The organism is Burkholderia sp. AU6039 (assembly GCF_002223365.1).
Lineage (GTDB): Bacteria > Pseudomonadota > Gammaproteobacteria > Burkholderiales > Burkholderiaceae > Burkholderia.
Genome location: NZ_NKFK01000003.1, coordinates 501,514 through 524,595, shown reverse-complemented (window position 1 = coordinate 524,595; position 23,082 = coordinate 501,514). Strand labels below are relative to the sequence as shown.

23 protein-coding genes, 4 tRNA genes and 2 pseudogenes are annotated in these 23,082 nt (G+C 65.7%); 19 read left to right on the top strand and 10 right to left on the bottom strand.

Annotated elements, in window-relative coordinates:
• The first annotated feature begins 122 nt into the window (after window positions 1-122).
• From CFB39_RS05030 to CFB39_RS05020, 3 genes are all read left to right on the top strand, one after another.
• On the top strand, window positions 123-1,856 hold the full coding sequence (locus CFB39_RS05030) for an FAD-dependent oxidoreductase (RefSeq protein ID WP_089472340.1): 1,734 nt from the start codon (window positions 123-125) through the stop codon (window positions 1,854-1,856).
• Window positions 1,853-2,065 carry a hypothetical protein gene (locus CFB39_RS05025; RefSeq protein WP_089424755.1) on the top strand — a complete coding sequence of 71 codons (213 nt, stop codon included), beginning with the start codon at window positions 1,853-1,855 and terminating at the stop codon, window positions 2,063-2,065. The genes CFB39_RS05030 and CFB39_RS05025 overlap by 4 nt, the downstream gene beginning before the upstream one ends.
• Window positions 2,066-2,327: 262 nt before the next feature.
• Window positions 2,328-2,582, top strand: coding sequence for a GlsB/YeaQ/YmgE family stress response membrane protein (locus CFB39_RS05020; RefSeq protein ID WP_089424754.1), 255 nt, complete (start codon window positions 2,328-2,330; stop codon window positions 2,580-2,582).
• 79 nt (window positions 2,583-2,661) lie between these two features.
• On the opposite strand, the pseudogene CFB39_RS40705 reads toward CFB39_RS05020, so the two are convergent.
• The 3 genes and pseudogenes from CFB39_RS40705 to CFB39_RS05005 all read right to left on the bottom strand — a co-directional run.
• Window positions 2,662-2,820: pseudogene (locus tag CFB39_RS40705) on the bottom strand (TlpA family protein disulfide reductase); the annotation flags it as partial.
• 45 nt (window positions 2,821-2,865) lie between these two features.
• A pseudogene (locus CFB39_RS05010) lies at window positions 2,866-5,231 on the bottom strand (TonB-dependent receptor).
• Between the two features lie 124 nt (window positions 5,232-5,355).
• Entirely contained in the window at window positions 5,356-5,745 is a 390-nt protein-coding gene (locus CFB39_RS05005; protein WP_089472339.1) for a DUF2946 domain-containing protein, read from the bottom strand.
• A 239-nt stretch (window positions 5,746-5,984) separates the two neighbouring features.
• Between CFB39_RS05005 and CFB39_RS40115 the strand changes: the two genes are divergently transcribed.
• Window positions 5,985-6,089 (top strand): chorismate mutase, encoded by a 105-nt coding sequence (locus tag CFB39_RS40115; RefSeq protein ID WP_162269111.1) that lies wholly within the window; start codon window positions 5,985-5,987, stop codon window positions 6,087-6,089.
• A gap of 224 nt (window positions 6,090-6,313) precedes the next feature.
• Window positions 6,314-6,907, top strand: coding sequence for a chorismate mutase (locus CFB39_RS05000; RefSeq protein WP_089472338.1), 594 nt, complete (start codon window positions 6,314-6,316; stop codon window positions 6,905-6,907).
• A gap of 34 nt (window positions 6,908-6,941) precedes the next feature.
• Here the strand turns inward: CFB39_RS05000 and CFB39_RS04995 are convergent, their stop codons facing one another.
• Window positions 6,942-8,078 (bottom strand): exonuclease domain-containing protein, encoded by a 1,137-nt coding sequence (locus CFB39_RS04995; protein WP_089472337.1) that lies wholly within the window; start codon window positions 8,076-8,078, stop codon window positions 6,942-6,944.
• 142 nt (window positions 8,079-8,220) lie between these two features.
• A complete protein-coding gene (locus CFB39_RS04990; RefSeq protein WP_011351289.1) occupies window positions 8,221-8,424 on the bottom strand; it encodes a cold-shock protein in 204 nt (67 codons plus the stop codon).
• 394 nt (window positions 8,425-8,818) lie between these two features.
• On the opposite strand from CFB39_RS04990, the gene CFB39_RS04985 reads away from it, so the two are divergent.
• Complete coding sequence (locus tag CFB39_RS04985; protein WP_089424750.1) at window positions 8,819-9,091, top strand: hypothetical protein; 273 nt, start codon at window positions 8,819-8,821, stop codon at window positions 9,089-9,091.
• A 500-nt stretch (window positions 9,092-9,591) separates the two neighbouring features.
• Window positions 9,592-10,743 (top strand): porin, encoded by a 1,152-nt coding sequence (locus CFB39_RS04980; protein ID WP_089472336.1) that lies wholly within the window; start codon window positions 9,592-9,594, stop codon window positions 10,741-10,743.
• Window positions 10,744-10,825: 82 nt separating this feature from the next.
• Here CFB39_RS04980 and greB read toward each other — a convergent pair whose 3' ends face one another.
• The gene (greB, locus tag CFB39_RS04975) at window positions 10,826-11,389 is read right to left on the bottom strand and encodes a transcription elongation factor GreB (RefSeq protein WP_089472335.1); all 564 of its coding nucleotides are present in this window, start codon (window positions 11,387-11,389) and stop codon (window positions 10,826-10,828) included.
• A gap of 129 nt (window positions 11,390-11,518) precedes the next feature.
• Here greB and CFB39_RS04970 point away from each other — a divergent pair.
• The 3 genes from CFB39_RS04970 to CFB39_RS04960 all read left to right on the top strand — a co-directional run bounded on the left by CFB39_RS04970 (window position 11,519) and on the right by CFB39_RS04960 (window position 11,877).
• A tRNA-Arg gene (locus tag CFB39_RS04970) sits at window positions 11,519-11,595 on the top strand.
• A 68-nt stretch (window positions 11,596-11,663) separates the two neighbouring features.
• Window positions 11,664-11,740, top strand: a tRNA-Arg gene (locus tag CFB39_RS04965).
• A 60-nt stretch (window positions 11,741-11,800) separates the two neighbouring features.
• A tRNA-Arg gene (locus tag CFB39_RS04960) sits at window positions 11,801-11,877 on the top strand.
• A gap of 196 nt (window positions 11,878-12,073) precedes the next feature.
• Here the strand turns inward: CFB39_RS04960 and CFB39_RS04955 are convergent.
• The 4 genes from CFB39_RS04955 to CFB39_RS04940 form a co-directional block, all read right to left on the bottom strand.
• Window positions 12,074-14,440 (bottom strand): bifunctional (p)ppGpp synthetase/guanosine-3',5'-bis(diphosphate) 3'-pyrophosphohydrolase, encoded by a 2,367-nt coding sequence (locus tag CFB39_RS04955; protein WP_089472334.1) that lies wholly within the window; start codon window positions 14,438-14,440, stop codon window positions 12,074-12,076.
• A 63-nt stretch (window positions 14,441-14,503) separates the two neighbouring features.
• Window positions 14,504-14,707: a DNA-directed RNA polymerase subunit omega gene (rpoZ, locus tag CFB39_RS04950; protein ID WP_006025620.1), complete on the bottom strand. Its 204-nt coding sequence runs from the start codon at window positions 14,705-14,707 to the stop codon at window positions 14,504-14,506.
• Window positions 14,708-14,765: 58 nt separating this feature from the next.
• On the bottom strand, window positions 14,766-15,449 hold the full coding sequence (gene gmk, locus CFB39_RS04945) for a guanylate kinase (RefSeq protein WP_089472333.1): 684 nt from the start codon (window positions 15,447-15,449) through the stop codon (window positions 14,766-14,768).
• A gap of 6 nt (window positions 15,450-15,455) precedes the next feature.
• A complete protein-coding gene (locus tag CFB39_RS04940) occupies window positions 15,456-16,379 on the bottom strand; it encodes a YicC/YloC family endoribonuclease (protein WP_089472332.1) in 924 nt (307 codons plus the stop codon).
• A gap of 173 nt (window positions 16,380-16,552) precedes the next feature.
• Between CFB39_RS04940 and rph the strand changes: the two genes are divergently transcribed.
• The 9 genes from rph to CFB39_RS04890 all read left to right on the top strand — a co-directional run bounded on the left by rph (window position 16,553) and on the right by CFB39_RS04890 (window position 23,075).
• Window positions 16,553-17,284, top strand: coding sequence for a ribonuclease PH (rph, locus tag CFB39_RS04935; RefSeq protein ID WP_089472331.1), 732 nt, complete (start codon window positions 16,553-16,555; stop codon window positions 17,282-17,284).
• Window position 17,285: 1 nt separating this feature from the next.
• Window positions 17,286-17,912, top strand: a complete 627-nt coding sequence (gene rdgB, locus CFB39_RS04930; RefSeq protein ID WP_089472330.1) for an RdgB/HAM1 family non-canonical purine NTP pyrophosphatase — start codon at window positions 17,286-17,288, stop codon at window positions 17,910-17,912.
• A gap of 34 nt (window positions 17,913-17,946) precedes the next feature.
• Window positions 17,947-19,161 carry a radical SAM family heme chaperone HemW gene (hemW, locus tag CFB39_RS04925; protein WP_043181762.1) on the top strand — a complete coding sequence of 405 codons (1,215 nt, stop codon included), beginning with the start codon at window positions 17,947-17,949 and terminating at the stop codon, window positions 19,159-19,161.
• Between the two features lie 44 nt (window positions 19,162-19,205).
• Window positions 19,206-19,293, top strand: a tRNA-Ser gene (locus tag CFB39_RS04920).
• A gap of 142 nt (window positions 19,294-19,435) precedes the next feature.
• Window positions 19,436-19,831, top strand: coding sequence for a hypothetical protein (locus tag CFB39_RS04915; RefSeq protein ID WP_089472329.1), 396 nt, complete (start codon window positions 19,436-19,438; stop codon window positions 19,829-19,831).
• Window positions 19,832-20,066: 235 nt separating this feature from the next.
• A complete protein-coding gene (locus CFB39_RS04910) occupies window positions 20,067-20,360 on the top strand; it encodes a hypothetical protein (RefSeq protein ID WP_089472328.1) in 294 nt (97 codons plus the stop codon).
• 335 nt (window positions 20,361-20,695) lie between these two features.
• A complete protein-coding gene (locus tag CFB39_RS04905; protein WP_089472327.1) occupies window positions 20,696-21,187 on the top strand; it encodes an energy transducer TonB in 492 nt (163 codons plus the stop codon).
• 293 nt (window positions 21,188-21,480) lie between these two features.
• Window positions 21,481-22,791: an MFS transporter gene (locus CFB39_RS04895; RefSeq protein ID WP_089472326.1), complete on the top strand. Its 1,311-nt coding sequence runs from the start codon at window positions 21,481-21,483 to the stop codon at window positions 22,789-22,791.
• A gap of 104 nt (window positions 22,792-22,895) precedes the next feature.
• Window positions 22,896-23,075: a hypothetical protein gene (locus tag CFB39_RS04890; RefSeq protein ID WP_039343411.1), complete on the top strand. Its 180-nt coding sequence runs from the start codon at window positions 22,896-22,898 to the stop codon at window positions 23,073-23,075.
• Window positions 23,076-23,082 lie beyond the last annotated feature (7 nt).

The following is a 23,082-nucleotide window of genomic DNA, read 5'->3' as shown; positions in this document are numbered from 1 at the left end:
CGGTGTGCTGTACCCGGAATGGGGACAGTGGACTTCCGCCCGGCTTCCATACTGCTTCGGCTGCCTGCACGCGTTGCCCCGGCGCGCGTGCACGTCGAACCACCCTCCCCCGGAAGCCACCAATGGATATCGACTTCAAGCCCTACCCGTTCGTCGCCGAGCGCCATCCCGCGCATCTGCCGGCGTGCGACGACGGTATCGATACGCACCGGCATCGCGTAGCGATCGTCGGCGGCGGCCCCGTCGGCCTCGCCGTCGCGCTCGGTCTGGCGAACCATGGCATCCGTAGCGTGCTGATCGAGGCCGACGATGCGGTCTGCCATGGCAGCCGTGCGATCTGCATCTCGCGGCGCAGCCTCGAGATCATCGAGCGGCTCGGCGCGCTCGACGACTTCCTGCGCACGGGGTTGCCGTGGACCGGCGGACGCAGCTTCTACCGTCGCGACGAAGTGCTGCATTTCACGATGCCGCAGGACGAAAACCAGAAGCTGCCGCCGATGATCAATCTCGCGCAATATCACATCGAGCAATTCCTGCTCGACGCCGCGCTGCGCCGCCCCGAACTCATCGAGATCCGCTGGCAAGCGAAAGTCACCGGCGTGACCCGGCAACCGGACGGCGTGCGCCTGGACGTCGACACACCGCTCGGCAGCTACGCACTCGACGCCGACTGGGTCGTCGCGTGCGACGGCGGTCGCAGCACGATGCGCGAAGCGCTCGGCCTGTCGCTGCAGGGCACGAGCTACGAGGGCCGCTACGTGATCGTCGACATCGCGCTCGACAGCGACCGGCCGACCGAACGGCTCGCATACTTCGATCCGTCGTCAAACCCGGGCTCGACGGTACTCGTCCACAAGCAGCCCGACAACGTGTGGCGAATCGACTACCAGTTGCGCAACGATGAGGATCCCGAAGCGGCCATCAAACCGGAGAGCGTGATCCCCCGCGTGCAGGACCTGCTCGACATGATGGGCGAGCACGGCGACTGGTCGCCGATCTGGATCACGATCTACAAGGCGAATGCGCTGACGCTCGAACGCTATCGGCACGGCCGCGTGCTGTTCTGCGGCGACGCCGCGCATCTCGTGCCGATCTTCGGCGTGCGCGGCGCGAATTCGGGCATCGACGATGCCGACAACCTTGCATGGAAACTCGCGTACGTGACTCGCGGGCTCGCATCGGACACGCTGCTCGACAACTACTCGGACGAACGCGTGTTCGCGACGCACGAGAACCTGCGCTACGGCACGAAGAGCACCGAGTTCATGGCGCCGCCGTCGTTTGCGTTCGACCTGATGCGCAAGGCCGTGCTGTCGCTCGCGGTCCGGCATCCGGCACTGCGCTCGCTGATCAATCCGCGCCAGACGACCGCCATCGCGTATGCGACGTCGTCGCTCAACGCGGCCGAACGCGACACGTTTTCGGCCGGCCCAGCGCCCGGCACGGTGCTCGCCGAATGTCCGCTGATGCGGTACACGGCGCACGGCAACGAAACGCGCCGCGGCCACCTGACCGACCTCGTCGCCCCGCGCCTCACCGCGTTCTGCTTCACGTCCGACGGCGTGCCCGATCCGACGCTCGCCGATCTTGAACGGCGTCTGCAGGCAGCGCGGATACCCTTCGCGCTCGTCACGCTCGCGCGATATGCGGCACCGCGGCAACCGGCCTGCGGCGGCCATGACGACGACGGCCGACTGTTCGACAGGTACGGCGCGCGCGACGGCACCGTCTATCTCGTGCGTCCGGACGGTCACGTACTCGGCCGCTGGCACGACGCTCGCGCGAGCGACATAACCGCCGCGCTCGAACGCGCACTTCGCCCGGGCGCATCAACCGATCCTCAGGAGACCGCATGATGACGGACACCGAACGCGACACGCTCTACACCGACCTGTGCCGCACGATGACGCGGATCGGTGAAGCCGATGCGTCGCTCTTTCTCGCCCGCTTCGCGCTGCTGTCGATAGAAGCGATCGGCGAACCCGCGACCGTCGCACGGCTGATCGCCGACGCAGGCGACGGATTGCCCGACACGGGCATGCAGGCATCGATGCACGAACGATGACGCCGATGACCGACCGGCTTCACCGGCGGTCTTTTCTTACAGATTCATTTCGTCGCGTATTGCCCGTGCGCGAGCCATGCCGTATGTAGACAAATTCCCTGGAAAATCCCGTTAAGGGTGCATAACATTACTTAACGATTCCGACCCGTCTATCGCGTTACATTGCGTGGGCGGCGCGGCGGGTCGCGATGCCGCCTTCATTCAGCTTGCGGCGACACAGCCGACGTCCGGTCTTTCGACACCACTCAAGGAGAGGACAACCATGACTCATGGCTTGATTATGTGGCTCATCATCGGCGCGATTGCCGGCTGGCTTGCCGGCTTGCTCGTCAAGGGCGGCGGCTTCGGGCTGATCGTCGACATCATCGTCGGGATCGTCGGCGCGGTGATCGGCGGCTGGCTCGCCGGGATACTCGGCCTCAGCGTCGGCAGCGGCTTCATCGGTTCGGTGATCGTCGCGGTCGTCGGCGCGGTGATCCTGCTGTTCGTGATCCGGCTATTCAAGCGAGCGGCCTGACGCTTCTCTCCACGCGCCTTCGGGCGCGTTTTCGCATCAGGCCGGCGCGCGGCACGCTCGCCGCGCGCCGCCGGCCCGTTCAGCACTTCGCGCGCTGCAACCAGCCGTCGAGTATGTCGGCCGTCAGCAGTCCACTGCGCGCTTCGCGTGTATCATCGCGCCCGATCCACATGATGCGCGGCCTTTCCCCTCTCCATCCCGCATCGAGCGCCGCGCGCAAACGCTCGGGCATCGGCTGGCGACGGCAACGCGCACCACAGCGCGCCGCCTGCCGCGAGCGATCTCACAGCGTCCATTTCAGTTCTCCATAGAAAGTACGGCCCGGATACGGGTGGAACACGTAATAGCGGCGGTCCGTCAGGTTGTCGATGCCGAGCGACGCAGTCCAGTGACGGTCGACGCGGTAGCGCGCCTTCAGGTCGACGACCGTGAACGAGCTCGTGCCGCCGTAGACGCCGGGTTCACGTCGCTGTTGTCGAGCGTGTTGAACTGGCGGCCCGAGTAGCGCACGCCGACGCTCGCGAGCCAGTGCTCGTCGAAGCGATACGACGCGAGCAGGTTCGCACGCATGCGCGGAATCCGCGGAAAGCGCGAGCCGACATACGCGGGATTCGCGGCATCGGCAAGAATCTGTGCATTGCTCGCCGACACGTTCGCGTCGATCGCGAGCCCCTTCAAACCGACGTTCTCGCCGCTGAACGCGAGCTCGACGCCGCGCACGCGCACGCGATCGACGTTCGAGATGTTGGTCACCGTCGTCGCGCCCGACACCGTCGTCTGGCTGTAGATCGAATCGCGCAGGTCGCTCTGGAACACGCTGGCACGCACGACGCCGACACCGACGTCGCGTTCGGCCGTGAAGTCCCAGTCGATCGCCTTTTCCGGCCGCAGGTTCGGGTTGTTGTTGACGATCGCGTTGTTCGAGATCGTGCCCTGGAACAGTTCGCCGACCGTCGGGAAACGCGTGCCGGTCGCGAACGACAGCCGGAAGCGCCACACGTCGGTCGCATCCCATTGCAACGCGACCTTCGGCGACAGCGCATTCGCGCTGCGGTCCGCATAGCCGAGCGTGCCCGTTGCATTGCCGAGCGCACCGCCGTACGCATCCCAGCGCTCGTAGCGCAGCCCCAGCGTCGCGAGCCAGCCCGGCGCGAAGCGCCACGCGTCCTGCCCGAACAGCGCCTGCGTGCGCGTGTCGCCGCGATAGACGCTCGACAGCGACGTGGTCGGCCCCGCCAGCCAGTCGGCCGTGTTGTACGTGACGTTGCGCAGGAAGTAATTGTCGTAGTGATAGCCGAACGTGAACGTGTGGCCCTTCGCTTCCGGCGCCTCGGCCTTCAGGTCGAGCGTGCGCCAGCCGGTGCCGTCGCCCCGGAACAACGTGCCTGCGCCGCCCTGCACGGTCGACGCCGAGCGTTGCACGTCGCGCGACACGTCGTACGCGGACACGACGCCCGACAGGCGCCAGCCGGAATCGAGCCGGCCATTCAGGCCGAGTGCATACAGCCAGTTCTCCTGGTCGCCGCGCTGCGGCGCGAACGCGTTCGGCGCGACGGTCATGTTCCGGCCGCCGATCGACACGTTGCCACCGTAGACTGGATTGCCGGCCGCATCGCGCAGGAAGGTTTCGCCGTGCTGCCGGTAATGGTTCTCCCAATGTCCGAGCGTGAGCGTTGCATCGACGTGGTCGGTGAACGCATAGCCCATCCGCACCGTCTCGTTGAGCTGCTCGGTCCGCTCGATCGTCTGCGCGCCGACGATCGTCCGCGGCTTGCCATTGGGCCCGATGTCGGTCGCGGCGCCCGTCACGGGCACGGCGGCGCCGAGCTTCGGGTTGTATGCCGAATTGGGGCTCGCATACTGCATCGGCTGACCGTTGTTCTCGAGCCGGTCGAGCGACAACGCGAACCAGAACCGGCCGACCCGGTTCGCGATCCGCGCGGTCTGGTGATTGCCGCCGAAACTGTCCGCGAATCCGTAGCCGTCGTGATAGCGCTGCGTGAAGAACTGCGTCGACAGCGACGCCCCGAGCTTTTCCGGGCGGCGCGTCGTGAGCAGCACGGTCGAGCCGATCGAGTTGCCCGGATACAGCGCTGAAAAGGGGCCATAGAGCACGTCGACGCGCGCGATATCGTCCGGCGGAATCAGCGACCAGCGCGGCGGATACGCGTAGCTCGAGCCGAGCAGATTCGACAGCAGCACGCCGTCGGCGTAGACCAGCCCGCGCGCGCTCTGCAGTTCGTTGAAGTCGCGACCGGCGAACACGCTGTTGCGGTCGCCGATATAGCGCTTGCGGACCATCAGGTTCGGCGCGTACTTCAGCGCGTCCTCGGTGGTGACGTTGGTGTGCGACTCGATCTGCTCGCGCGTGATCGACGTGACGACGGCCGGGGTATCCGGATCGACCGGTTGCCGCTGCGCGGTCACGCTGACGGCGCTCAGCGTTTCGCCGGCCACCGGTGCCGGCGGCGCGATTGCGACGGCCGAAGCGGGAGCGGCGGGATCGGCGGCACGCTCCACGCCACTGCGCGTGGTAGCGCTGCGTGCAGCGTCGGTCGAGGCCGCATGGGCGGCAGGCCACGCGAACGCGGCCGCGCATGCGAGCGCGAGCCGGCCGCGCGACGGCCGTGCGGCGAAGGGAGAGGACATGAGTGAATTCCTGAAAACGTGATCGGACGCCGCCGGACACGAGCGCGCACCGCGCACGGACGGCGCGGCACGCGGCCCGGCCGCGGACGGCACGCGCGCCACCGGGGCGCGCGGACGACATCAATCAGATCGGAGCGTTTTCAGGCGGGGCGCGAGGCTGCGCGAGACGGATGCCCTTGCGGGGAAAATCGGGAATGACGGGCGCCGCCGCGCGATAGGCGAACGTCCGCACGAAGCCCGGCAGGGCGGGCAGGCTCGACCCGAGCGCCACGTTCGCCGCGAAGCCGGGGCAGTACACGCAGTGCGGCACGCCGGCATGGTCGAACGACGACGTGTCGTGATCGCCGCCCGCCTGCGCGAGCACGATCTGGCGGGCGCCCGCTGCACTGCACAACTCGAGCGTGAGCTCGCCGGAGCCGCTCGACGCAAGACGCGCATAGCCGATGACGGGCGACAGTACGTTCAGTACCAGCGCCAGCCATACGAGGCCGATCCATCGCGTCGTTCGTTTCATCGCGGTCCAGAAAAAGTGCGCGCAAGTATAACAAGCAGCCCGATTGCCGCCGATTCCGCACGATGCAATAGTCGGCATCGCAGCACGCGCCAGAGCGCATGTGCCGTTAATACAACAGAGACAAAATCTAACGATTCGCCACTGGCATAAATCCAAGCACGAGGTTGATAATCATCGAACCTGCTGGAGAAATGACCATGGACGAAAGACCAACTCGCATGCCACCGCCGGAGCAAGTGATGAGCCCGGATCCGGAACCCGTCGGCGTGGAATTCCTCGCCGAATTGCCCGACCACGTGCGGGCATTCTTCGACGAGCAGCACAAGCTGTACTCGCCGAAGTGAACGCCTGTCCGGTTCTGTAACCGCCACGTGTCGATCCTCGCTATCGTGCGGTTCATCACTGCGCATCGCGCGCAATTCGCCTCGCACCCGGGCCGCAACAGCCTGACGGTGCCGGATCAGCTCGCCTGCTGATTCTCCGGTCGCTGCGCTACGCCGCGCGACTGTCTTCGTCTATCCTTCTGGTTTTCCACCTCCGGCCCGCCCCGGCTCTCCCGATCGTTCCGATGAAGCAAGCCATTCGTGCCAGCCTCGCTGTCGCCGCGCTCGGCGTCGCCCTCTTCTCGTCCCCGCGCATCGCCACTGCAGACGGTGACGACACGGCCCTCACCAATATCGTCGCGCTCGCGTCGCAGCGCCTCGCGCTCGCCGAACCGGTCGCTCGATGGAAATGGGCGAATCACAAGGCAATCGAGGACCGGCCGCGCGAAGCGGAACTGCTCGTGTCAGTCGAGAAGCGCGCGGCACAGGCCGGCGTCGATCCCGCGTTCGCACGGACGTTCTTCGAGGATCAGATCACCGCGAGCAAGGATGTGCAGAATGCGCTGTTCGCGACCTGGCGCGCGACGCGGCCGCCGGAAGGCACGCCGCCCGATCTCGCGACCAGCACGCGCCCGGCGCTCGACCGGCTGACGCAGAAAATGCTCGCGGGGCTCGCGCAGGTTGCACCGCTGCGGGATGCGCCTGATTGCCAGGCGCGGCTCGCGCGCAGCATCGCCAACTGGAAGACGCTCACGCGCTACGACGCCACGCAAACGCAGGCACTCGACACCGCGCTGTCGCACGTCTGCTCGGCCGGCGGCGCAAGCGCGATCGGCTGACGACAGCGGGCGCGGGTCACGCGACCGCGCCTGATTAACCCGCCTGCGCCGCGGGTGTGAGCGCGGCGAGCGGAATCAGCTGCAGGCCGCGTGCGAGATGCGTCTGCAGCAGACGGTGGGTAAAGGGCTCGAACGCACCGTCCGTCCCGTCGGCCGCGAGTTGCGCGGCCGCGTCGAGCGACTCCGCCGCGCCGAGATAGCGCCAGCCGTCGATCACGTGAAACAGGCTGCGCTCGCCGCTCGCCTCGAATGCGACCGCACCTTCGAACGGCCAGGGCGCAGCGCCGGCACGGGCGTCGGCCGCGAGGCGCCGGTTGTATGACGGCCGCAGCCGGGCAATCCATTGCGCTTCGGCCAGCATCGCCCCCAACTCGTTGCCGGTCTCGCGCCATTCGACCCGCCGCACCTGCTGCGCCAGTCGCATTTCCTTCGACGAACGGCGCTCGCCCATCAGTAGCGCACGCAGCCGCTGCCGCACACGCACGCTGCGGCCAACATACAGCGGCACATCCTCCTCCCCGAACAGTGCGTACGCACCGCAGCCGGGTGGCGCGGTATCGAGCCAGGCTTCGGTCAGGTCGCCACCCAGACGGAAGTGGCGCGTCGTGCGCGCGATCTGGTCACGCAGCCGCTCGAGCGGCACGATATCGTGCAACAGGCGCCAGAACTGCCACAGCAGGTCGGCATCCGCCAGCGCCCGGTGGCGCGCAGCCGGCACGAGGCCGTGACGTTCGATCAACGCGTCGAGGCCGTGCCGCGACTCACGCGGAAACAGCGCCTTCGACAGCCGCACCGTACACAGCACATCGGGATTGAACGCGAAGCCGGCGCGCTCGAATTCGGCCCGCAGGAAGCCCCGGTCGAAGTTCGCGTTGTGCGCGACGAAAAGCTTGCCGTCGAGCCGCTCGAACAACGCCGGCGCCAGCGACGCAAATGACGGCGCATCGCGCACCATCTCGTCCGAAATGCCCGTCAGTTGCTGGATGAACGGCGGAATCGGCTGCCCCGGATCGACGAGCGTCGTCCACGTCGACACGCCGAGCGGGCCGATTTCGACCACGCCGATTTCGGTGATGCGGTGTTCGGCGGGCGAGCCGCCAGTGGTTTCAAGGTCGACGAAAACGAGCGGCTGTTCGCTGGCGGGATCGGACGGACGGGGGGAATCGGGCATGAAAAGACTGGGAAACGATGCTTCCGTGAGTATGCACCGGCATCCGGGTTCGCGGCCAGCCCGAACCGGAATGTTCCGCCCCCCGTAAAACAAAAAGCCCCCGCAATGCGGGGGCCGGACGTGATCGGCAATGCGTGGCGCGTCAGACCGCCTGGATATTCGCTGCCTGCTTGCCTTTCGGCCCGACTTTCACGTCGAACGAAACACGCTGGTTTTCCTTCAGCGTCTTGAAGCCGTCCATCTTGATTTCGGAAAAGTGTGCAAACAAATCTTCACCGCCATTGTCCGACGTAATAAAGCCGAAACCTTTAGCATCGTTAAACCATTTCACGATACCGGTATCCATGTCTTCGTTCCCCACTCGATTAGATCCAAAAAAGCTATTTTTATAGCCGTTTCCCGAAATCCCGAAACATTGCGCCAGCACCCACACCAGCACGCCGCCCGAGGACGGAGTGCTGACTTTATAAATTGGACAATCCGGGTGCGTCAAGGAAATTTTTGACGATCGTTTTATCAAAAAAGAGCTAATACCACTGGAATCGGTACACCGGCGCCTTTGATTAATTGATTCGCATCAAAAACCTGTCAACCTTACCGGGATCGGACCATTAATAATCTTGCGCGAGAAAATCCTACCGGGGACAAATCGGCTCGGTAAATTCCTCGGGTTTTTTCCGGGTTGCGGAAACCCGAGGACATTGCGATGCTCACTTAACGTCGGAAGGAAGGAGAAGGTCATGTGGCTGGACGGAATCAAGCGCTTCGCGAGCCGGCTCGGACGCGTACACCGCAAGTCCCGCGCCCTGGCCGAGTCAGTGTCCTCGCGCGAAGCGCCGTGCGACACCGAATTCGATACGACCTGGCACGGCGATCACTGGCAGAACCTGCTCTCGTCGCCCCTCGATGCCCGTCACTACGTGATGGAAGACTGGACATACACGCCGCCCCCCAACGAATCCAAGGAGGCCGCACCCGCGGCCAAGCGCAAGCGGCGCTCGTTCGCGCAATAGCGCGCGGGCCGACAGGGCAAAAAAAAGCGCGACTGGGAAGTCGCGCCGACAAAGGTTTGGAGATCTTTTCCGTCAACGAAAAAGTCTGCTTCGGAAAGCAGAGATCGCAGTATAACGAGAGAACAACCTTTCATTAGCCATGCTCCACACAAACCTCTATTGCCGATGTGTCAATAATCGGATGACGGCCATCCTCGCCTCCTGCTGACCGCCTGTCGCGATCGCGCAACGCCCGTTCCGTAGTCCTGATCGCCATTTTTCTTCGCTGCACCGCCACAAACCCTTGATGGGCAACCGTTTGCGCCACATTGCCGATCTTTGCGGATTCCAAAATATACTATTGCTTAAAGCGCATTCCTCCCCCACTCCACGCACTCCGTACACTGCAGATGGCTTTTTGATAAGCGCACCGCCGCTCTGCCGGACCGGCCGCAACGTCAAGCACAACATGCCAGTCCGCAGCAGGTTCGATCGACATCATCCTGTTTGGAGACAGATCCATGAAAAAAACCCTGATCGTCACCGCGTTGTCGGGTGTATTCGTGACGGCAGCTCACGCCCAAAGCAGCGTGACGCTCTATGGCCTGATCGACGCAGGCATCACCTATACGAACAACCAGGGTGGCCACAGCTCATGGTCGGAACGCAGCGGCCAGATCAACGGCAGCCGCTGGGGCCTGCGCGGCACGGAAGATCTCGGTGGCGGACTGAAAGCAATCTTCGTGTTGGAAAACGGCTTCAACATCGCCAACGGCACGCTTGGCCAGAATGGCCGCGAATTCGGCCGCCAGGCGTTCGTCGGCCTGTCTCATGACCAGTTCGGCGCCGTCACCCTCGGTCGCCAATACGACAGCGTCGTCGACTACATCGGGCCGCTGTCGCTGACCGGTACGCAATTCGGCGGCACCCAGTTTGCCCACCCGTTCGACAACGACAACCTGAACAATTCGTTCCGGATCAATAACGCCGTCAAGTACACGAGCGTCAATTACGGCGGTCTGAAGTTCGGCGCGTTGTACGGCTTCTCGAACAGCAGCCAGTTCTCGAACAATCGTGCGTACAGCGCGGGCGTGTCGTACACCTATGCCGGCTTCAATATCGGCGCCGGCTACCTGCAGTTGAACAATGACATCTCGGGCCTCACGTCGGCGGCGGTCACCAACAGCGGCGGCGCGGTGGCCGGCGACAATACGTTCGTCGGCAAGCGTCAGCGCGTGTTCGGCGGCGGCCTGAACTACACATTCGGCCCGGCAACGGCCGGCTTCGTGTTCACGCAATCGCGCGTGAACCGGGCGCTCGGCATCTCCGCGGGGGCCTCGGGCGTGTCGAATGGGCTGGGTCTCGACGGCACGTTTGCCCGCTTCAACAACTACGAAGTAAACGCCCGCTACGCGCTCACGCCGGCCTTGTCGCTGGCCGGGTCGTACACATACACCGCCGGCTTCCTGGACGGCCGTCATCCGGGCTGGAACCAGTTCAACCTGCAGACCGACTATGCACTGTCCAAGCGGACCGACGTGTATGTGCAAGGCGTGTATCAGCGCGTCAGCACGGACGGCCTGGGCATCGGCGCCTATGTCAATGGCCTCGGTGGTGCTTCATCGACCAACAAGCAGATCGCGGTCACGGCAGGCCTGCGCCATCGCTTCTGAGCGACCGGCATTCCGCCGCACGCCGGATGACGAAGCGCCCCATCGGGGCGCTTTTTCTTTGCCGGGTTGCGCCGTGCGCTGTTCAGGCGTTGCCCGGCGCCGGGTAACGGACGTCGAGCACGTCGATCGGCTGCGGGCCGGCCGGCGTCATCAGCATGACGGTATCGCCGATCTTCGCCTTGATGAGTGCGCGCGCGACCGGCGAAATCCAGCTGACACAGCCGCGATCGAGATCGACCTCGTCGATCCCGACGATCGTGATCGTGTGATCCTCGCCGTCCGGTGTCTCGTAATCGACCGTCGCGCCGAAAAACACTTGGTCGACATTCTCCTGCCGGCTTGCATCGACGACTTCGGCCAGATCGAGCCGCTTCGTCAGGAAGCGGATGCGGCGATCGATCTCGCGAAGCCGCCGCTTGCCGTAGATGTAGTCGCCATTCTCCGACCGGTCGCCATTCGACGCGGCCCAGGACACGAGCCGCACGACCTCGGGACGCTCGACGTCGATCAGGTTCAGCAGTTCGTCCCTCAGCCGCTTGTGGCCGGCGGGCGTGATGTAGTTCTTCGCACCCGCCGGAATCGCGGGCTGGGCCTGGTCGAGATCGTCGTCGTCGCCGTCCGACTCTTTGACAAACGCCTTGTTCATGATGCAGATTCAACATGGATGACTGATGCTCCAAGGGTACACGAAGGGCGCCCCGGCAAGGTCATGGCACCTAATTTGCGAATAAGGCTTCCCTTTTTATACAACCCTGCTATACTTCCGCTTCTGCGTGCGGCTGTAGCTCAGTTGGATAGAGTACTTGGCTACGAACCAAGGGGTCGTGGGTTCGAATCCTGCCAGCCGCGCCACTTTTTTCGAGGGCCTTCCCAACCGAAGGCCCTTTCAGTTCGAAGCAGTAGAAGTCTTGTTGTTGCGTGCGGCTGTAGCTCAGTTGGATAGAGTACTTGGCTACGAACCAAGGGGTCGTGGGTTCGAATCCTGCCAGCCGCGCCACTTTTTTGGGAACCTTCCCATCGCAGAAGGTTCCGTCAGTTAAGCAGTACCGTTTTGCGTGCGGCTGTAGCTCAGTTGGATAGAGTACTTGGCTACGAACCAAGGGGTCGTGGGTTCGAATCCTGCCAGCCGCGCCACCTTAAAAGGGCTTTCCTCCGGGAAAGCCCTTTTTCTTTTCCGCCTTCCCTTCCCTACTCATGACATAGCAACGTCCGGTTGCGTGGCGCTTTTTTTCGGAAGAACGTCGACCACGCCGCACGTTCGCCTCTCCGGCAGCACAAATGAAAACGGCGGCCATTGGCCGCCGTCGATCGCCCGCCCACACGGGCCGCGTCAGTAATCCTGACGCTCGCGCTCGATGCGCATGCCGCCGTCGTGGCGCGCATGCGCACCGTCGTCGGTCGAACGCTCGCGCATGATCCGCATCACGTCCGGATTGGTTCGCACGCGCCGCATCACGTTCGCGAGATGCACGCGGTCGCTGACCTGGATCACGAAGCGCAGCACCGTCGATTCGTGCGTCAGATCCTCGTCCATTGCGATATGCACGATGTTCGCGTCGGCCGACGTGATGTCCGCCGCCACGCGCGCAAAAATGCCCTTCGTGTTCTTCACGAGCGCCTTCACCGCGACATCGAACAGGCGGCCCGGCTGCGGCGCCCATTCGACGTCGATCCAGCGGCCCGGATCGCGGCGATGGATACGCTGCGCCACGCGGCAATCGGTCGTATGAATCGCCATCCCCAAGCCGATGCCGATGTAACCCATGATCGCGTCGCCCGGAATCGGACGGCAGCATGCGGACAACTGCACGGACATCCCTTCGGTGCCGGTGATCACGACCGGCGGCGCGTGGTGCGCGAGATGCCGCTCGGACTTCGGCAGATCGTCGTCCGCATCGCGGCCGCTCATCAGCACCTCGATGCGCTTGGCCATCACCGCGGCCACGCGGCGGCCAAGGCCGATGTCCGCGAAGATTTCCTGACGGCTCTTGTTGCCCGTCCACTGCACGAGCTTCTCCCACACTTCCGGCTCGACATCAGCCAGCGCGAGACCATAGCCCTTCAGGCTCTGGTCGACCAGCCGCTCGCCCAGCTGCACCGATTCGTTCAGGCGCATCGTCTTCAGGTAGTGCCGGATCGCCGAGCGCGCCTTGCCGGTACGCACGAAACCGAGCCACGCAGGGTTCGGCTTCGAATACGGCGCCGTGATCACCTCGACGATGTCGCCGCTCTTCAGCTCGGTGCGCAGCGGCAGCAGCTCGTTGTTGATCTTCACGGCCACGCACTGGTTGCCGAGATCGCTGTGGATCGAATACGCGAAATCGAGTGCCGTCGCGCCGCGCGGCAGCGCCATGATCTTCGACTTCGGCGTGAACACGTAGACCGCATCCGGGAACAGGTCGATCTTCACGTGCTCGAGGAATTCGCTCGAATCACCGGCTTCGCTCTGGATGTCGAGCAGCGACTTCAGCCACTGGTGCGCGCGCTTCTGCACGTCGCTGAGATCCGCGCTGCCGTTCTTGTACAGCCAGTGCGCGGCGACCCCCGCCTCGGCGATCTCGTGCATCTTGCGCGTGCGCACCTGGAATTCGATCGGCGCGCCGAACGGGCCGACCAGCGTGGTGTGCAGCGACTGATAGCCGTTGATCTTCGGGATCGCGATGTAGTCCTTGAACTTGCCGGGCACGGGCTTGTACAGCGCATGCAACGCCCCGATGCACGTGTAGCAGTCGAGCGGGCTGTCGACGACGACGCGAAAGCCGTACACGTCGAGCACCTGCGAGAACGACAGCTGCTTGTCGCGCATCTTGCGGTACACGCTGTAGATGGTCTTTTCGCGGCCGGTGATCTCGGCGTCGATCTTCGCATCGGCCATCGCGCGCTGCGCGGCTTCGAGGATCTTGCTGATCACTTCGCGGCGGTTGCCGCGCGCGGCCTTCACGGCCTTCTCGAGCGTCGCGTAGCGATGCGGGTTGAAATTCGCGAAGCTCATGTCCTGCAGCTCGCGATACGTGTTGTTCAACCCGAGGCGGTGCGCGATCGGCGCGTAGATGTCGAGCGTTTCCCGCGCGACGCGGCGGCGCTTTTCCATCGGCACCGCGCCGAGCGTGCGCATATTGTGCAGGCGGTCGGCGAGCTTGACGAGAATCACGCGCACGTCGCGTGCCATCGCGAGCAGCATCTTGCGGAAGTTTTCCGCCTGCGCTTCCTCGCGGCTGCGGAATTCCATCTTGTCGAGCTTCGACAGGCCATCGACCAGTTCGGCGACCTTCGGGCCGAACCGTTCGGCCAGCTCGCTCTTGGTCACGCCCTGGTCTTCCATCACGTCATGCAGCAGCGCGGCCATGACGGCCTGCGCGTCGAGCTTCCAGCCGGCGCAGATTTCCGCGACGGCGACGGGATGGGTGATGTAGGGTTCGCCGCTCTGGCGATATTGACCGAGGTGGGCTTCGTCACTGAAGTGGAACGCCGCCTTGACCTCTTTGATTTCTTCCGGAGGAAGATACTCGGCAAGCACGCCCGTCAGTTTCGCGATCGAAACGACGCCGTGCTTGCGAGGCTGCTCCGGTGTGGCGGTCGGCCCGAACAGATGCCGGAAGGACTGTTCGAGAACCGCGTCGATGTACTGGCGCGCAGGCGACTGGGCCGTGGCTTCGGTGGTCGAATCCGCGGAGGCGGACGATGGGGTGGTGCTCATATTCGCCTCCAGGTCGAGTCGTTGCGCGCGTGGATTACATGGCTGGAACGGGCCGGATGCGCGTTACACCGGCACCTTCTTCAGCATCTCGACGCCGACCTGGCCGGCAGCGATTTCGCGCAGCGCGACGACGGTCGGCTTGTCGCGGCTTTCGATCTTCGGCGTATGGCCTTGCGCGAGCTGCCGCGCGCGATAGGTGGCGGCGAGCGCCAGTTCGAAGCGGTTCGGGATTTGCTTCAGGCAGTCTTCGACGGTAATGCGAGCCATGTTGGTAATTCCTTCTGAATATAGTCCTTATTCTACCTTATGTCCCTCGTCCCCCGCGTCATTCCGCGTGGGGCAGATGGATGCCGAGCTCGATGAACAGCTCCGTGTGTCGCGCGTACTGCGAAGCAAAGCGCAGGCGCGTGGCCGCGACGATGCATTCGAGCTCCGCGAGCGCACGCTCGAAGTTCTCGTTGATCACCACGTATTCCGCTTCGGGCGCGTGCGCGATCTCGCTGCCGGCGGCCAGCAGGCGGCGCGTGATCACTTTCGGCTCGTCCTGGCCGCGCTTCTTCAGGCGCTCCTCGAGCGCGTCGAGCGACGGCGGCAGGATGAAGATGCCGACCGCGTTGCGGAACTGCTTCTTCACCTGCAGCGCGCCCTGCCAGTCGATCTCGAGCAGCACGTCGTGGCCGTTCTTCATCTGCTCTTCGATCCACACGCGCGACGTGCCGTAGTAGTTGCCGTGCACTTCCGCGCTCTCGAGGAATTCGTGCGCCGCGTGACGCGCGCGGAAATCCTCGACCGTCGTGAAGTGATAGTGCTGGCCGTCCTGCTCGCCCGGGCGCGGCTTGCGGGTCGTGTACGAGATCGACAGGCAGATGTCGCTGTCCTTCGACAGCAGCGCATTCACGAGCGTCGACTTGCCGGCGCCCGACGGCGCGACGACCATGAACAGGTTGCCGGGATAGACGCCGCCATGCAGCGAATGCGCGGCGTGTCCGTCGTGAGTGGATTGGGTCATGTTGCGTTACTCCAGGTTTTGCACTTGCTCGCGCATCTGCTCGATCAACAGCTTGAGCGCCATCGACGCGTCGGCGAGTTCCTTCGCCGCCGCCTTCGAGCCGAGCGTGTTCGCTTCGCGATTCAGTTCCTGCATCATGAAGTCGAGACGCTTGCCGACGCGGCCGCCCTTCTCGATCACATGGCGCGTTTCGTTCAGGTGCGCGGTGAGTCGCGACAGCTCTTCCGCGATGTCGATCCGGATCCCGTACATCGTCACTTCCTGACGAATGCGCTCCGCGGCTTCCTCGCGCGTGACGATCGTCGAGCCGCCTTCGGGCGCCGCGATGCCGAGCGCCTCCTGCAGCCGTTCGACGATCTTCTGCTGGTGCTTCGCGATCAGCTCCGGCACGAGCGGCGTGATGCGCGCGACGATCGCTTCCATCTCGGTGACGTTCGACAGCAGCATCGTCGCCAGTTGCGCGCCTTCGCGCGAACGCACGACGACGAGCTCGCCGATCGCTTCCTTGCCGCACGCGAGCACCGCCTCGCGGATCGCGTCAGCCGACACGCCGCTCTCGGCGATCACGCCGGGCCAGCGCAGGATCTCGCCCGCGCGCAGGCGGCCGACGCCCGGGAACGAGTCGAGCACCGAGCGCTCGAGCTCGGCGAGCTGGCCGAGCGCCGACTGGTTCAGCGCGCCCGCGCCGATGCTCTGCTCGCCGCGCTGCAGGTTGATGCGGATGTCGACCTTGCCGCGCGACAGCTTGTTCATCAGCATTTCGCGCAACGCGGGTTCGCACGCGCGCACGTCGTCCGGCATCCGGAAATTCAGGTCGAGAAAGCGCGAGTTCACGGTGCGCAGTTCGACCGACACGCTGGTGCCGCCGTTGCCGGTGGCCGTCGCGAGTTCGCGCGTCGCGCTCGCGTAGCCCGTCATGCTGTAGATCATGGTTCGTCTCGCCGTCTTTGTGCCCTCGCGGGCGGGGATATGTCGAGGCGCCCGGCGCATCGGAAAGCGCGGGGCGGGAAGCGCGCATTATCCCATTTTTGCGGACCACCCCGCCGGGCACGCCCGCCGTTCGGCGCTAAAATCGGGGTTTCCTCTCGTTCCGCGATTCCCACATGACGTCTTCCGTTTCCCGCCCGAGCGGCCGCCGCGCCGACGAACTGCGCAAGGTCGCCCTGACCCGCCACTACACGAAACATGCCGAAGGCTCGGTGCTGGTCGAATTCGGCGACACCAAGGTGCTCTGCACCGCGAGCGTGTCCGAGCGCGTGCCCGACTTCCTGCGCGACCGCGGGCAAGGCTGGCTGACCGCCGAATACGGGATGCTGCCGCGCGCGACGCATACGCGCAGCGACCGCGAAGCCGCCCGCGGCAAGCAGACCGGCCGCACGCAGGAAATTCAGCGCCTGATCGGCCGCGCGCTGCGCGCGGTGTTCGACCTCGAAGCGCTCGGCCCGCGCACGATCCACATCGACTGCGACGTGATCCAGGCCGACGGCGGCACGCGCACGGCGAGCATCACCGGCGCGTTCGTCGCCGCGCACGACGCCGTGTCGAAGCTGATCGCGGCCGGCAAGCTCACGCGCTCGCCGATCACCGACCACGTCGCCGCGATCTCGGTCGGCGTGTACCAGGGCGCGCCCGTGCTCGACCTCGATTACGCGGAAGATTCGCAGTGCGACACCGACATGAACGTCGTGATGACGGGCGCCGGCGGTTTCGTCGAAGTCCAGGGCACGGCCGAAGGCGTGCCGTTCTCGCGCGCCGAGATGAACGCGCTGCTCGACCTCGCGCAAGGCGGGATCGCCGAGCTGGTGCAGCTTCAGAAAGACGTGCTGGGCGCCTGACATGCCGGACGACCACACCACCGCGCCGCTGTCGCGCATCGTTCTGGCGTCGAACAACGCGGGCAAGCTGCGCGAATTCACCGCGCTGTTCTCGACGGTCGGCATCGAGATCGTCCCGCAGGGCGACCTTGCCGTGCCTGAGGCGGAAGAGCCGTTCGGCACCTTCATCGAGAATGCGCTGACGAAGGCACGCCACGCGTCGCGGCTCACCGGGCAGCCGGCGATCGCCGACGATTCGGGCCTGTGCGTGCGCGTGCTGCGCGGCGCGCCGGGCGTCTATTCGGCACGCTACGCGCAGCGCGCGGGCCGTGACAAGGGCGACGCGGCGAACAACGCGTATCTCGTCGAGCAGCTGCGCGGCGTCGACGACCGGCGCGCATACTATTGCTGCGTGCTCGCGCTCGTGCGCCATGCGGACGACCCCGAGCCGCTGTTCGCCGAAGGACGCTGGGCGGGCGAGATCGTCGACACGCCGCGCGGCGAGCACGGATTCGGCTACGACCCGTATTTCTACCTGCCGTCGCTCGGCGCGACGGCCGCCGAACTCGAGCCGGCCGTGAAGAACACGCACAGCCATCGCGCGCTGGCGCTGAAGGCGCTGCTGGCGCGGCTCGCGGAGGAAGCATGAGCACGCCCGATACCCGTTCGCCAGCGGAGGTCGCATGAGCCAGGCCGCGGAAACCGGCGCGCGCGTCGTCGCGACCTTCACGTCGCCCGGCCAGGTGCGGCTCACGTCGCTGCCGCCGCTCGCGCTGTACGTGCATTTCCCGTGGTGCGTGCGCAAGTGCCCGTACTGCGATTTCAATTCGCACGAGTGGAAGGGCGAACGGTTTCCGGAAACCGAGTATCTCGACGCGCTGCGCGCCGATCTCGAGCAGGCGCTGCCGCTCGTGTGGGGCCGCCAGGTGCATACGGTATTCATCGGCGGCGGCACGCCGAGCCTGCTGTCGGCGGCCGGCCTCGACCGGATGCTGTCCGACGTGCGTGCGCTGCTGCCGCTCGACGCCGATGCCGAGATCACGCTCGAGGCGAATCCGGGCACGTTCGAGGCCGCGAAGTTCGCGCAGTTCCGCGCGAGCGGCGTGAACCGCCTGTCGGTCGGCATCCAGAGCTTCAACGAAACGCACCTGAAGGCGCTCGGCCGGATTCACGACACGACGCAGGCACGCGCCGCGGTCGAAATCGCCGCGAAGAACTTCGACAACTTCAACCTCGACCTGATGTTCGCGCTGCCGAACCAGACGCTCGACGAATGCCGCACCGACATCGAGACCGCGCTGTCGTACGCGCCGCCGCATCTGTCGCTGTATCACCTGACGCTCGAGCCGAATACGCTGTTCGCGAAGTTCCCGCCGGTCGTGCCCGACGACGACGCGTCGGCCGACATGCAGGAATGGATCCACGCGCGCACGGCCGAGGCCGGTTACGGGCGCTACGAAGTGTCCGCGTATGCGAAGCCGAATCATCAGTGCAAGCACAACCTGAACTACTGGCGCTTCGGCGACTATCTCGGGATCGGTGCGGGCGCACACACGAAGCTGTCGTTCCCGAACCGGATCCTGCGGCAGGCACGCTACAAGCACCCGGCGACCTTCATCGAGCAGGCGATGGCCGGCACGGCCGTGCAGGAAGAGCGTGAAGTCGGCGCGCGCGACCTGCCGTTCGAGTTCATGCTGAACACGCTGCGGCTCGTCGAGGGCTTCCCCGTGCACAGCTTCGCCGAACGCACGGGCCTGCCGATGAGCACGATCGAGCCGGCGCTGCAGGAAGCGGAACGGCGCGGGCTGATCGCGCGCGATTTCGCGCAGATCGCGCCGACGCCGCTGGGCCAGCGTTTCCTCAACGACCTGCAGGAATTGTTCCTGCGCGACGATTGAAGGGATGAACCACGCGGCATTTCGGTTACAATGCCGCCTCGTGTGGAAGCGTGGCCGAGCGGTTTAAGGCACCGGTCTTGAAAACCGGCGACGGGAAACTGTCCGTGAGTTCGAATCTCACCGCTTCCGCCAGGAAGTTCGCCAAACCCCGTCCATTCACCGAATGACGGGGTTTTTTGTTGGTCCGCGCACGCCCATCCCCCACGTTCCGACGCGTCACGCCGGATGCCGTTACAATCCGGCGCTCCGATTCGCGAAACGGGAAACCCACGTCATGAAGCCCTTCATCGTCTCGTCGCTCGCTGCCCTGCTGGTTGCCGTCAGCACGCCGGCGACGGCCGACACCGCCGCCGGCAACGACGCGCAAGCGTCGTGCGCGATCGCCTACGTGACGGGCGTCGGCGGCTCGCCGCGTGGCCTGAGCGAATACCTCGCGAGCCCGTCGCCCTACAACTACGTGAAGGACAACGACCTCCAGTGCAAGGTGGGTGACGATGGACGCACGTCGAACTGCACCGGCGTGACCTACCTCCGGAACGAACAGGTCAGCGTGTACGACGATTCCGATCCGGCAACACTGACCGTCGTGGCGCGCGTGGAGCTCGACCACGGCCAGAAATACCCGGTGATCATCGTCGTGCAGCGCAAGGACGCACGCTGCAAGCAATGATGCGGCGCCGCGCACGAGCCCGTCCGCCGAAACGGCACGGGCGTTCGCGCCGGCCGTCGCGCAGCACCTGAGCGGCGGGCACCGGCAGCGGCACGCCATTACATCGCAACGCGCCGGAAGCCCCCTCCCGGCCGGCCGCTCGATCACCTAGAATTCGATCAACACGGCGACACGACCGCCGCCGCGTACTCGATGCCGCGCGCGCCACCCCTGCGTGCGGCACACGGAGATCGCCATGACCGAACTGTCGACACCGGCGGAACACGTCGATTACGAAGGCTTCGAGATCCATGTCGTGCCGGCCGTCGCGCCCGGCAGCGACACGCGCTACACCTACACCGGTTACGTGTGCCATCCGGGCGCGAATCCCGCCTTGCCCGGCCACGCGGTGCCCTTCCATGCGGACGGCGAGGAAAGCTTCGCGAGCCTCGACGAAGCCGTCCACGAAGCCGTCCACATCGGCAAGAGCATCATCGACGGCACGCACCCCGACCTGTCGATCCTGTCACTCGTCACGCACGGCTTCTGAACCGGGCCGCACGCATCGCCGAAGATGGCGCGGGCGCGCCCGTGGTGCTGCCTGCAGCGACCCGCTGCGCTCGCGCCGGACCCTCGCCACGCGCCGGCGTGCCAGTCGCGTTCCTCGTGTTTCTTTCAACCTTGCAACACGCACGCCGCGATGCACGCGTGCGGCAGCCACGCGAGCGTACTGTCACATGTCACGTCACATCGCGATGCGCGAGCGCACGCCTTCTCGTCATCAGCGCTCGCATCATCCGGCATCGCCCGTTATGCGTTTCTCCCGATATCGGCTCGCATCCGTGCGCCTATCATTTTTTTATAGTCACTTCCGGCTAGCCTCCCATGCGCCCCCTTCCCCGTTTGCATGTCGACCGGTTGCGTGCAGTTGCACTGGCCGTCGTCGCCATGCTCGCGGCGTGCACGATCACGCCGCCTCCGTCGCTGCACTCGATCCTGACGATTCCGTCGATCACCCGCAGCGGCAACCTCGACCAGTACCGCGTCGAAGTCGCGCACCGTGTCGCCGAACGCAATCCGTCCGGCATGCTGCACGGCATACCCCAGGCCATGCTCCGCTCGCTCGTCGTCGTGGCCTTCACCGTCGATGGCAGCGGCCGGCTCGTCAACGCGTCCGTCTATCGCAGCAACGGCGACAGCGAAGCGGAAGCACTCGCGCTCGCGTCGCTGCGCCGCTCGGCGCCGCTGCCGCCGCCGCCGTCGCGACTGCTCGACGGCAACGGCCGGCTCGAACTGATGGAAGGCTGGCTCTTCAACGACGACGGCCACTTCCAGTTGCAAAGCACCGCGTCGGCGCAGGCGCAATCGATCGACTGAGCGGTCGCCGCCCCGCGATTGCCGGTGCGCGGCGGCGCTGGCTATAATTTTCCGCAATCGCGCGGCCATCACGCCGCGCGCGCGTTCGCGCGCCCCACCCGGCATGCGAGCCGACCACGCCGGCACCGGGCGGCGGCGACATACCCGTCTCCATCGTCGACCGGCGGGTGACGTCCGCGCCACGGCGCGCGTCCACGCCGCCACCGCATCATCCGCTCGGCTGCCCCCGGCAGGCATCCGCCTGCCCGACCGCACGCTCAGCCGACCGCCCCAACGACAAAACGGAGACATCCATGTCCGCATCCCCCCCGACCGTTGCACACGCAACCGGTTCGGCCGGCGCCATCAGCCACCGGCGCATCGTGTTCGCCAGCTTCATCGGCACCGCGATCGAGTTCTACGATTTCTACGTGTATGCAACGGCCGCCGCGCTCGTCATCGGCCCGGTGTTCTTTCCGCACGGGTCTGCGACCGCACAGGCGCTGTCCGCCTTCGTCACGTTCGGCATCGCGTTCATCGCTCGCCCGATCGGCTCGTTCCTGTTCGGGCACTTCGGCGACCGCATCGGCCGCAAGTCGACGCTCGTCGCATCGCTGCTCGTGATGGGCGTGTCCACCACCGCCATCGGCTTCGTGCCCGGCTACGACGCGATCGGCGCGCTCGCGCCGGTGCTGCTATGCGTGCTGCGCTTCGGCCAGGGGATCGGCCTCGGCGGCGAATGGGGCGGCGCCGCGCTGCTCGCGACCGAGCACGCGCCGCAGGGCAAGCGCGGCTGGTTCGGGATGTTCCCGCAGCTCGGGCCATCGGTCGGCTTCCTGATGTCGAACGGGCTGTTCTTCGCGCTCGCGCTGTCGCTGTCGGACGAGCAGTTCCGCAGCTGGGGCTGGCGCATCCCGTTCCTGGTCAGTGCGGTGCTCGTCGCGCTCGGCCTGTACGTGCGGCTCAAGATCACCGAAACACCCGCGTTCCAGGCTGCGCTCGATCGCAACGAGCGCGTGCGCGTGCCGGTCGCGACGCTGATCACGCAACACTGGCGGCCGACGCTGCTCGGTGCGCTTGCGATGGTCGTCTGCTACACGCTGTTCTACATCTCGACGGTGTTCTCGCTGTCCTACGGCGTGTCGGCGCTGCATATTCCGCGCCAGAGTTTCCTCGGCCTGCTGTGTTTCGCGGTCGTGTTCATGGGACTCGCGACGCCGCTGTCCGCGTGGGCATCGGACCGCTTCGGCCGCAAGCCGGTGCTCGTCGTGGGCGCGATCGCCGCGCTGCTGTCGGGTTTTGCGATGGAGCCGCTGCTCGGTAGCGGCTCGATGCCGCTCGTCGCACTGTTCCTGACGATCGAGCTGTTCCTGATGGGCGTGACGTTCGCGCCGATGGGCGCGCTGCTGCCGGAGCTGTTCCCGACCAACGTCCGCTACACGGGCGCGGGCGTCGCGTACAACCTCGGCGGGATCCTCGGCGCGTCGATCGCGCCGTATATCGCGCAACTGCTGGCGGCGCGCGGCGGGCTGTCGTGGGTCGGCGGTTATGTATCGGTTGCGGCGGCAATCAGCCTGATCGGCGTGCTGCTGATGCGCGAGACGCGCGACGCATCGCTCGTGTGAGACTCCGGGGCGACCCGGGTTGTGCGGCGACCGGCGCTGCCTATACTCGATCCTGGGTGCGCCGCTGCGCGCGCCCGGGATCCCGCCCCGAAGGAGCCGCCGCCATGAACATCCGCCTCGGCAATGCCGATCTCGTCCTGATCCTCGCGCTCGCGCTGGGTGGCGCGATCCTGCTCGCGATGCGCTTCCGGCCGCAGACCTGGCGCGGCCTCGTGTTCGAGGCGCTGCTGGCGAATCTGGCGGCCGTCGCCGCCGTCGTCACGGTCGAGGCGCTGCTCGCCTGAACCGGCA

Bases quoted from the DNA above. Each gene is read 5' to 3' on its own strand.
- CFB39_RS05020 (WP_089424754.1), top strand. From the start codon at position 2,328: ATGACTCATGGCTTGATTATGTGGCTCATCATCGGCGCGATTGCCGGC.
- CFB39_RS04985 (WP_089424750.1), top strand. From the start codon at position 8,819: ATGTGGCTGGACGGAATCAAGCGCTTCGCGAGCCGGCTCGGACGCGTA.
- CFB39_RS04905 (WP_089472327.1), top strand. From the start codon at position 20,696: ATGCGCCCCCTTCCCCGTTTGCATGTCGACCGGTTGCGTGCAGTTGCA.
- hemW (WP_043181762.1), top strand. From the start codon at position 17,947: ATGAGCCAGGCCGCGGAAACCGGCGCGCGCGTCGTCGCGACCTTCACG.
- CFB39_RS05005 (WP_089472339.1), bottom strand. From the start codon at position 5,745: ATGAAACGAACGACGCGATGGATCGGCCTCGTATGGCTGGCGCTGGTA.
- CFB39_RS40115 (WP_162269111.1), top strand. From the start codon at position 5,985: ATGAGCCCGGATCCGGAACCCGTCGGCGTGGAATTCCTCGCCGAATTG.
- gmk (WP_089472333.1), bottom strand. From the start codon at position 15,449: ATGACCCAATCCACTCACGACGGACACGCCGCGCATTCGCTGCATGGC.
- CFB39_RS04910 (WP_089472328.1), top strand. From the start codon at position 20,067: ATGACCGAACTGTCGACACCGGCGGAACACGTCGATTACGAAGGCTTC.
- CFB39_RS04990 (WP_011351289.1), bottom strand. From the start codon at position 8,424: ATGGATACCGGTATCGTGAAATGGTTTAACGATGCTAAAGGTTTCGGC.
- rpoZ (WP_006025620.1), bottom strand. From the start codon at position 14,707: ATGGCTCGCATTACCGTCGAAGACTGCCTGAAGCAAATCCCGAACCGC.
- CFB39_RS04995 (WP_089472337.1), bottom strand. From the start codon at position 8,078: ATGCCCGATTCCCCCCGTCCGTCCGATCCCGCCAGCGAACAGCCGCTC.
- CFB39_RS04940 (WP_089472332.1), bottom strand. From the start codon at position 16,379: ATGATCTACAGCATGACGGGCTACGCGAGCGCGACGCGCGAACTCGCG.
- rph (WP_089472331.1), top strand. From the start codon at position 16,553: ATGACGTCTTCCGTTTCCCGCCCGAGCGGCCGCCGCGCCGACGAACTG.
- CFB39_RS05025 (WP_089424755.1), top strand. From the start codon at position 1,853: ATGATGACGGACACCGAACGCGACACGCTCTACACCGACCTGTGCCGC.
- rdgB (WP_089472330.1), top strand. From the start codon at position 17,286: ATGCCGGACGACCACACCACCGCGCCGCTGTCGCGCATCGTTCTGGCG.
- CFB39_RS04915 (WP_089472329.1), top strand. From the start codon at position 19,436: ATGAAGCCCTTCATCGTCTCGTCGCTCGCTGCCCTGCTGGTTGCCGTC.
- CFB39_RS04955 (WP_089472334.1), bottom strand. From the start codon at position 14,440: ATGAGCACCACCCCATCGTCCGCCTCCGCGGATTCGACCACCGAAGCC.
- CFB39_RS05030 (WP_089472340.1), top strand. From the start codon at position 123: ATGGATATCGACTTCAAGCCCTACCCGTTCGTCGCCGAGCGCCATCCC.
- CFB39_RS04895 (WP_089472326.1), top strand. From the start codon at position 21,481: ATGTCCGCATCCCCCCCGACCGTTGCACACGCAACCGGTTCGGCCGGC.
- greB (WP_089472335.1), bottom strand. From the start codon at position 11,389: ATGAACAAGGCGTTTGTCAAAGAGTCGGACGGCGACGACGACGATCTC.
- CFB39_RS04890 (WP_039343411.1), top strand. From the start codon at position 22,896: ATGAACATCCGCCTCGGCAATGCCGATCTCGTCCTGATCCTCGCGCTC.
- CFB39_RS05000 (WP_089472338.1), top strand. From the start codon at position 6,314: ATGAAGCAAGCCATTCGTGCCAGCCTCGCTGTCGCCGCGCTCGGCGTC.
- CFB39_RS04980 (WP_089472336.1), top strand. From the start codon at position 9,592: ATGAAAAAAACCCTGATCGTCACCGCGTTGTCGGGTGTATTCGTGACG.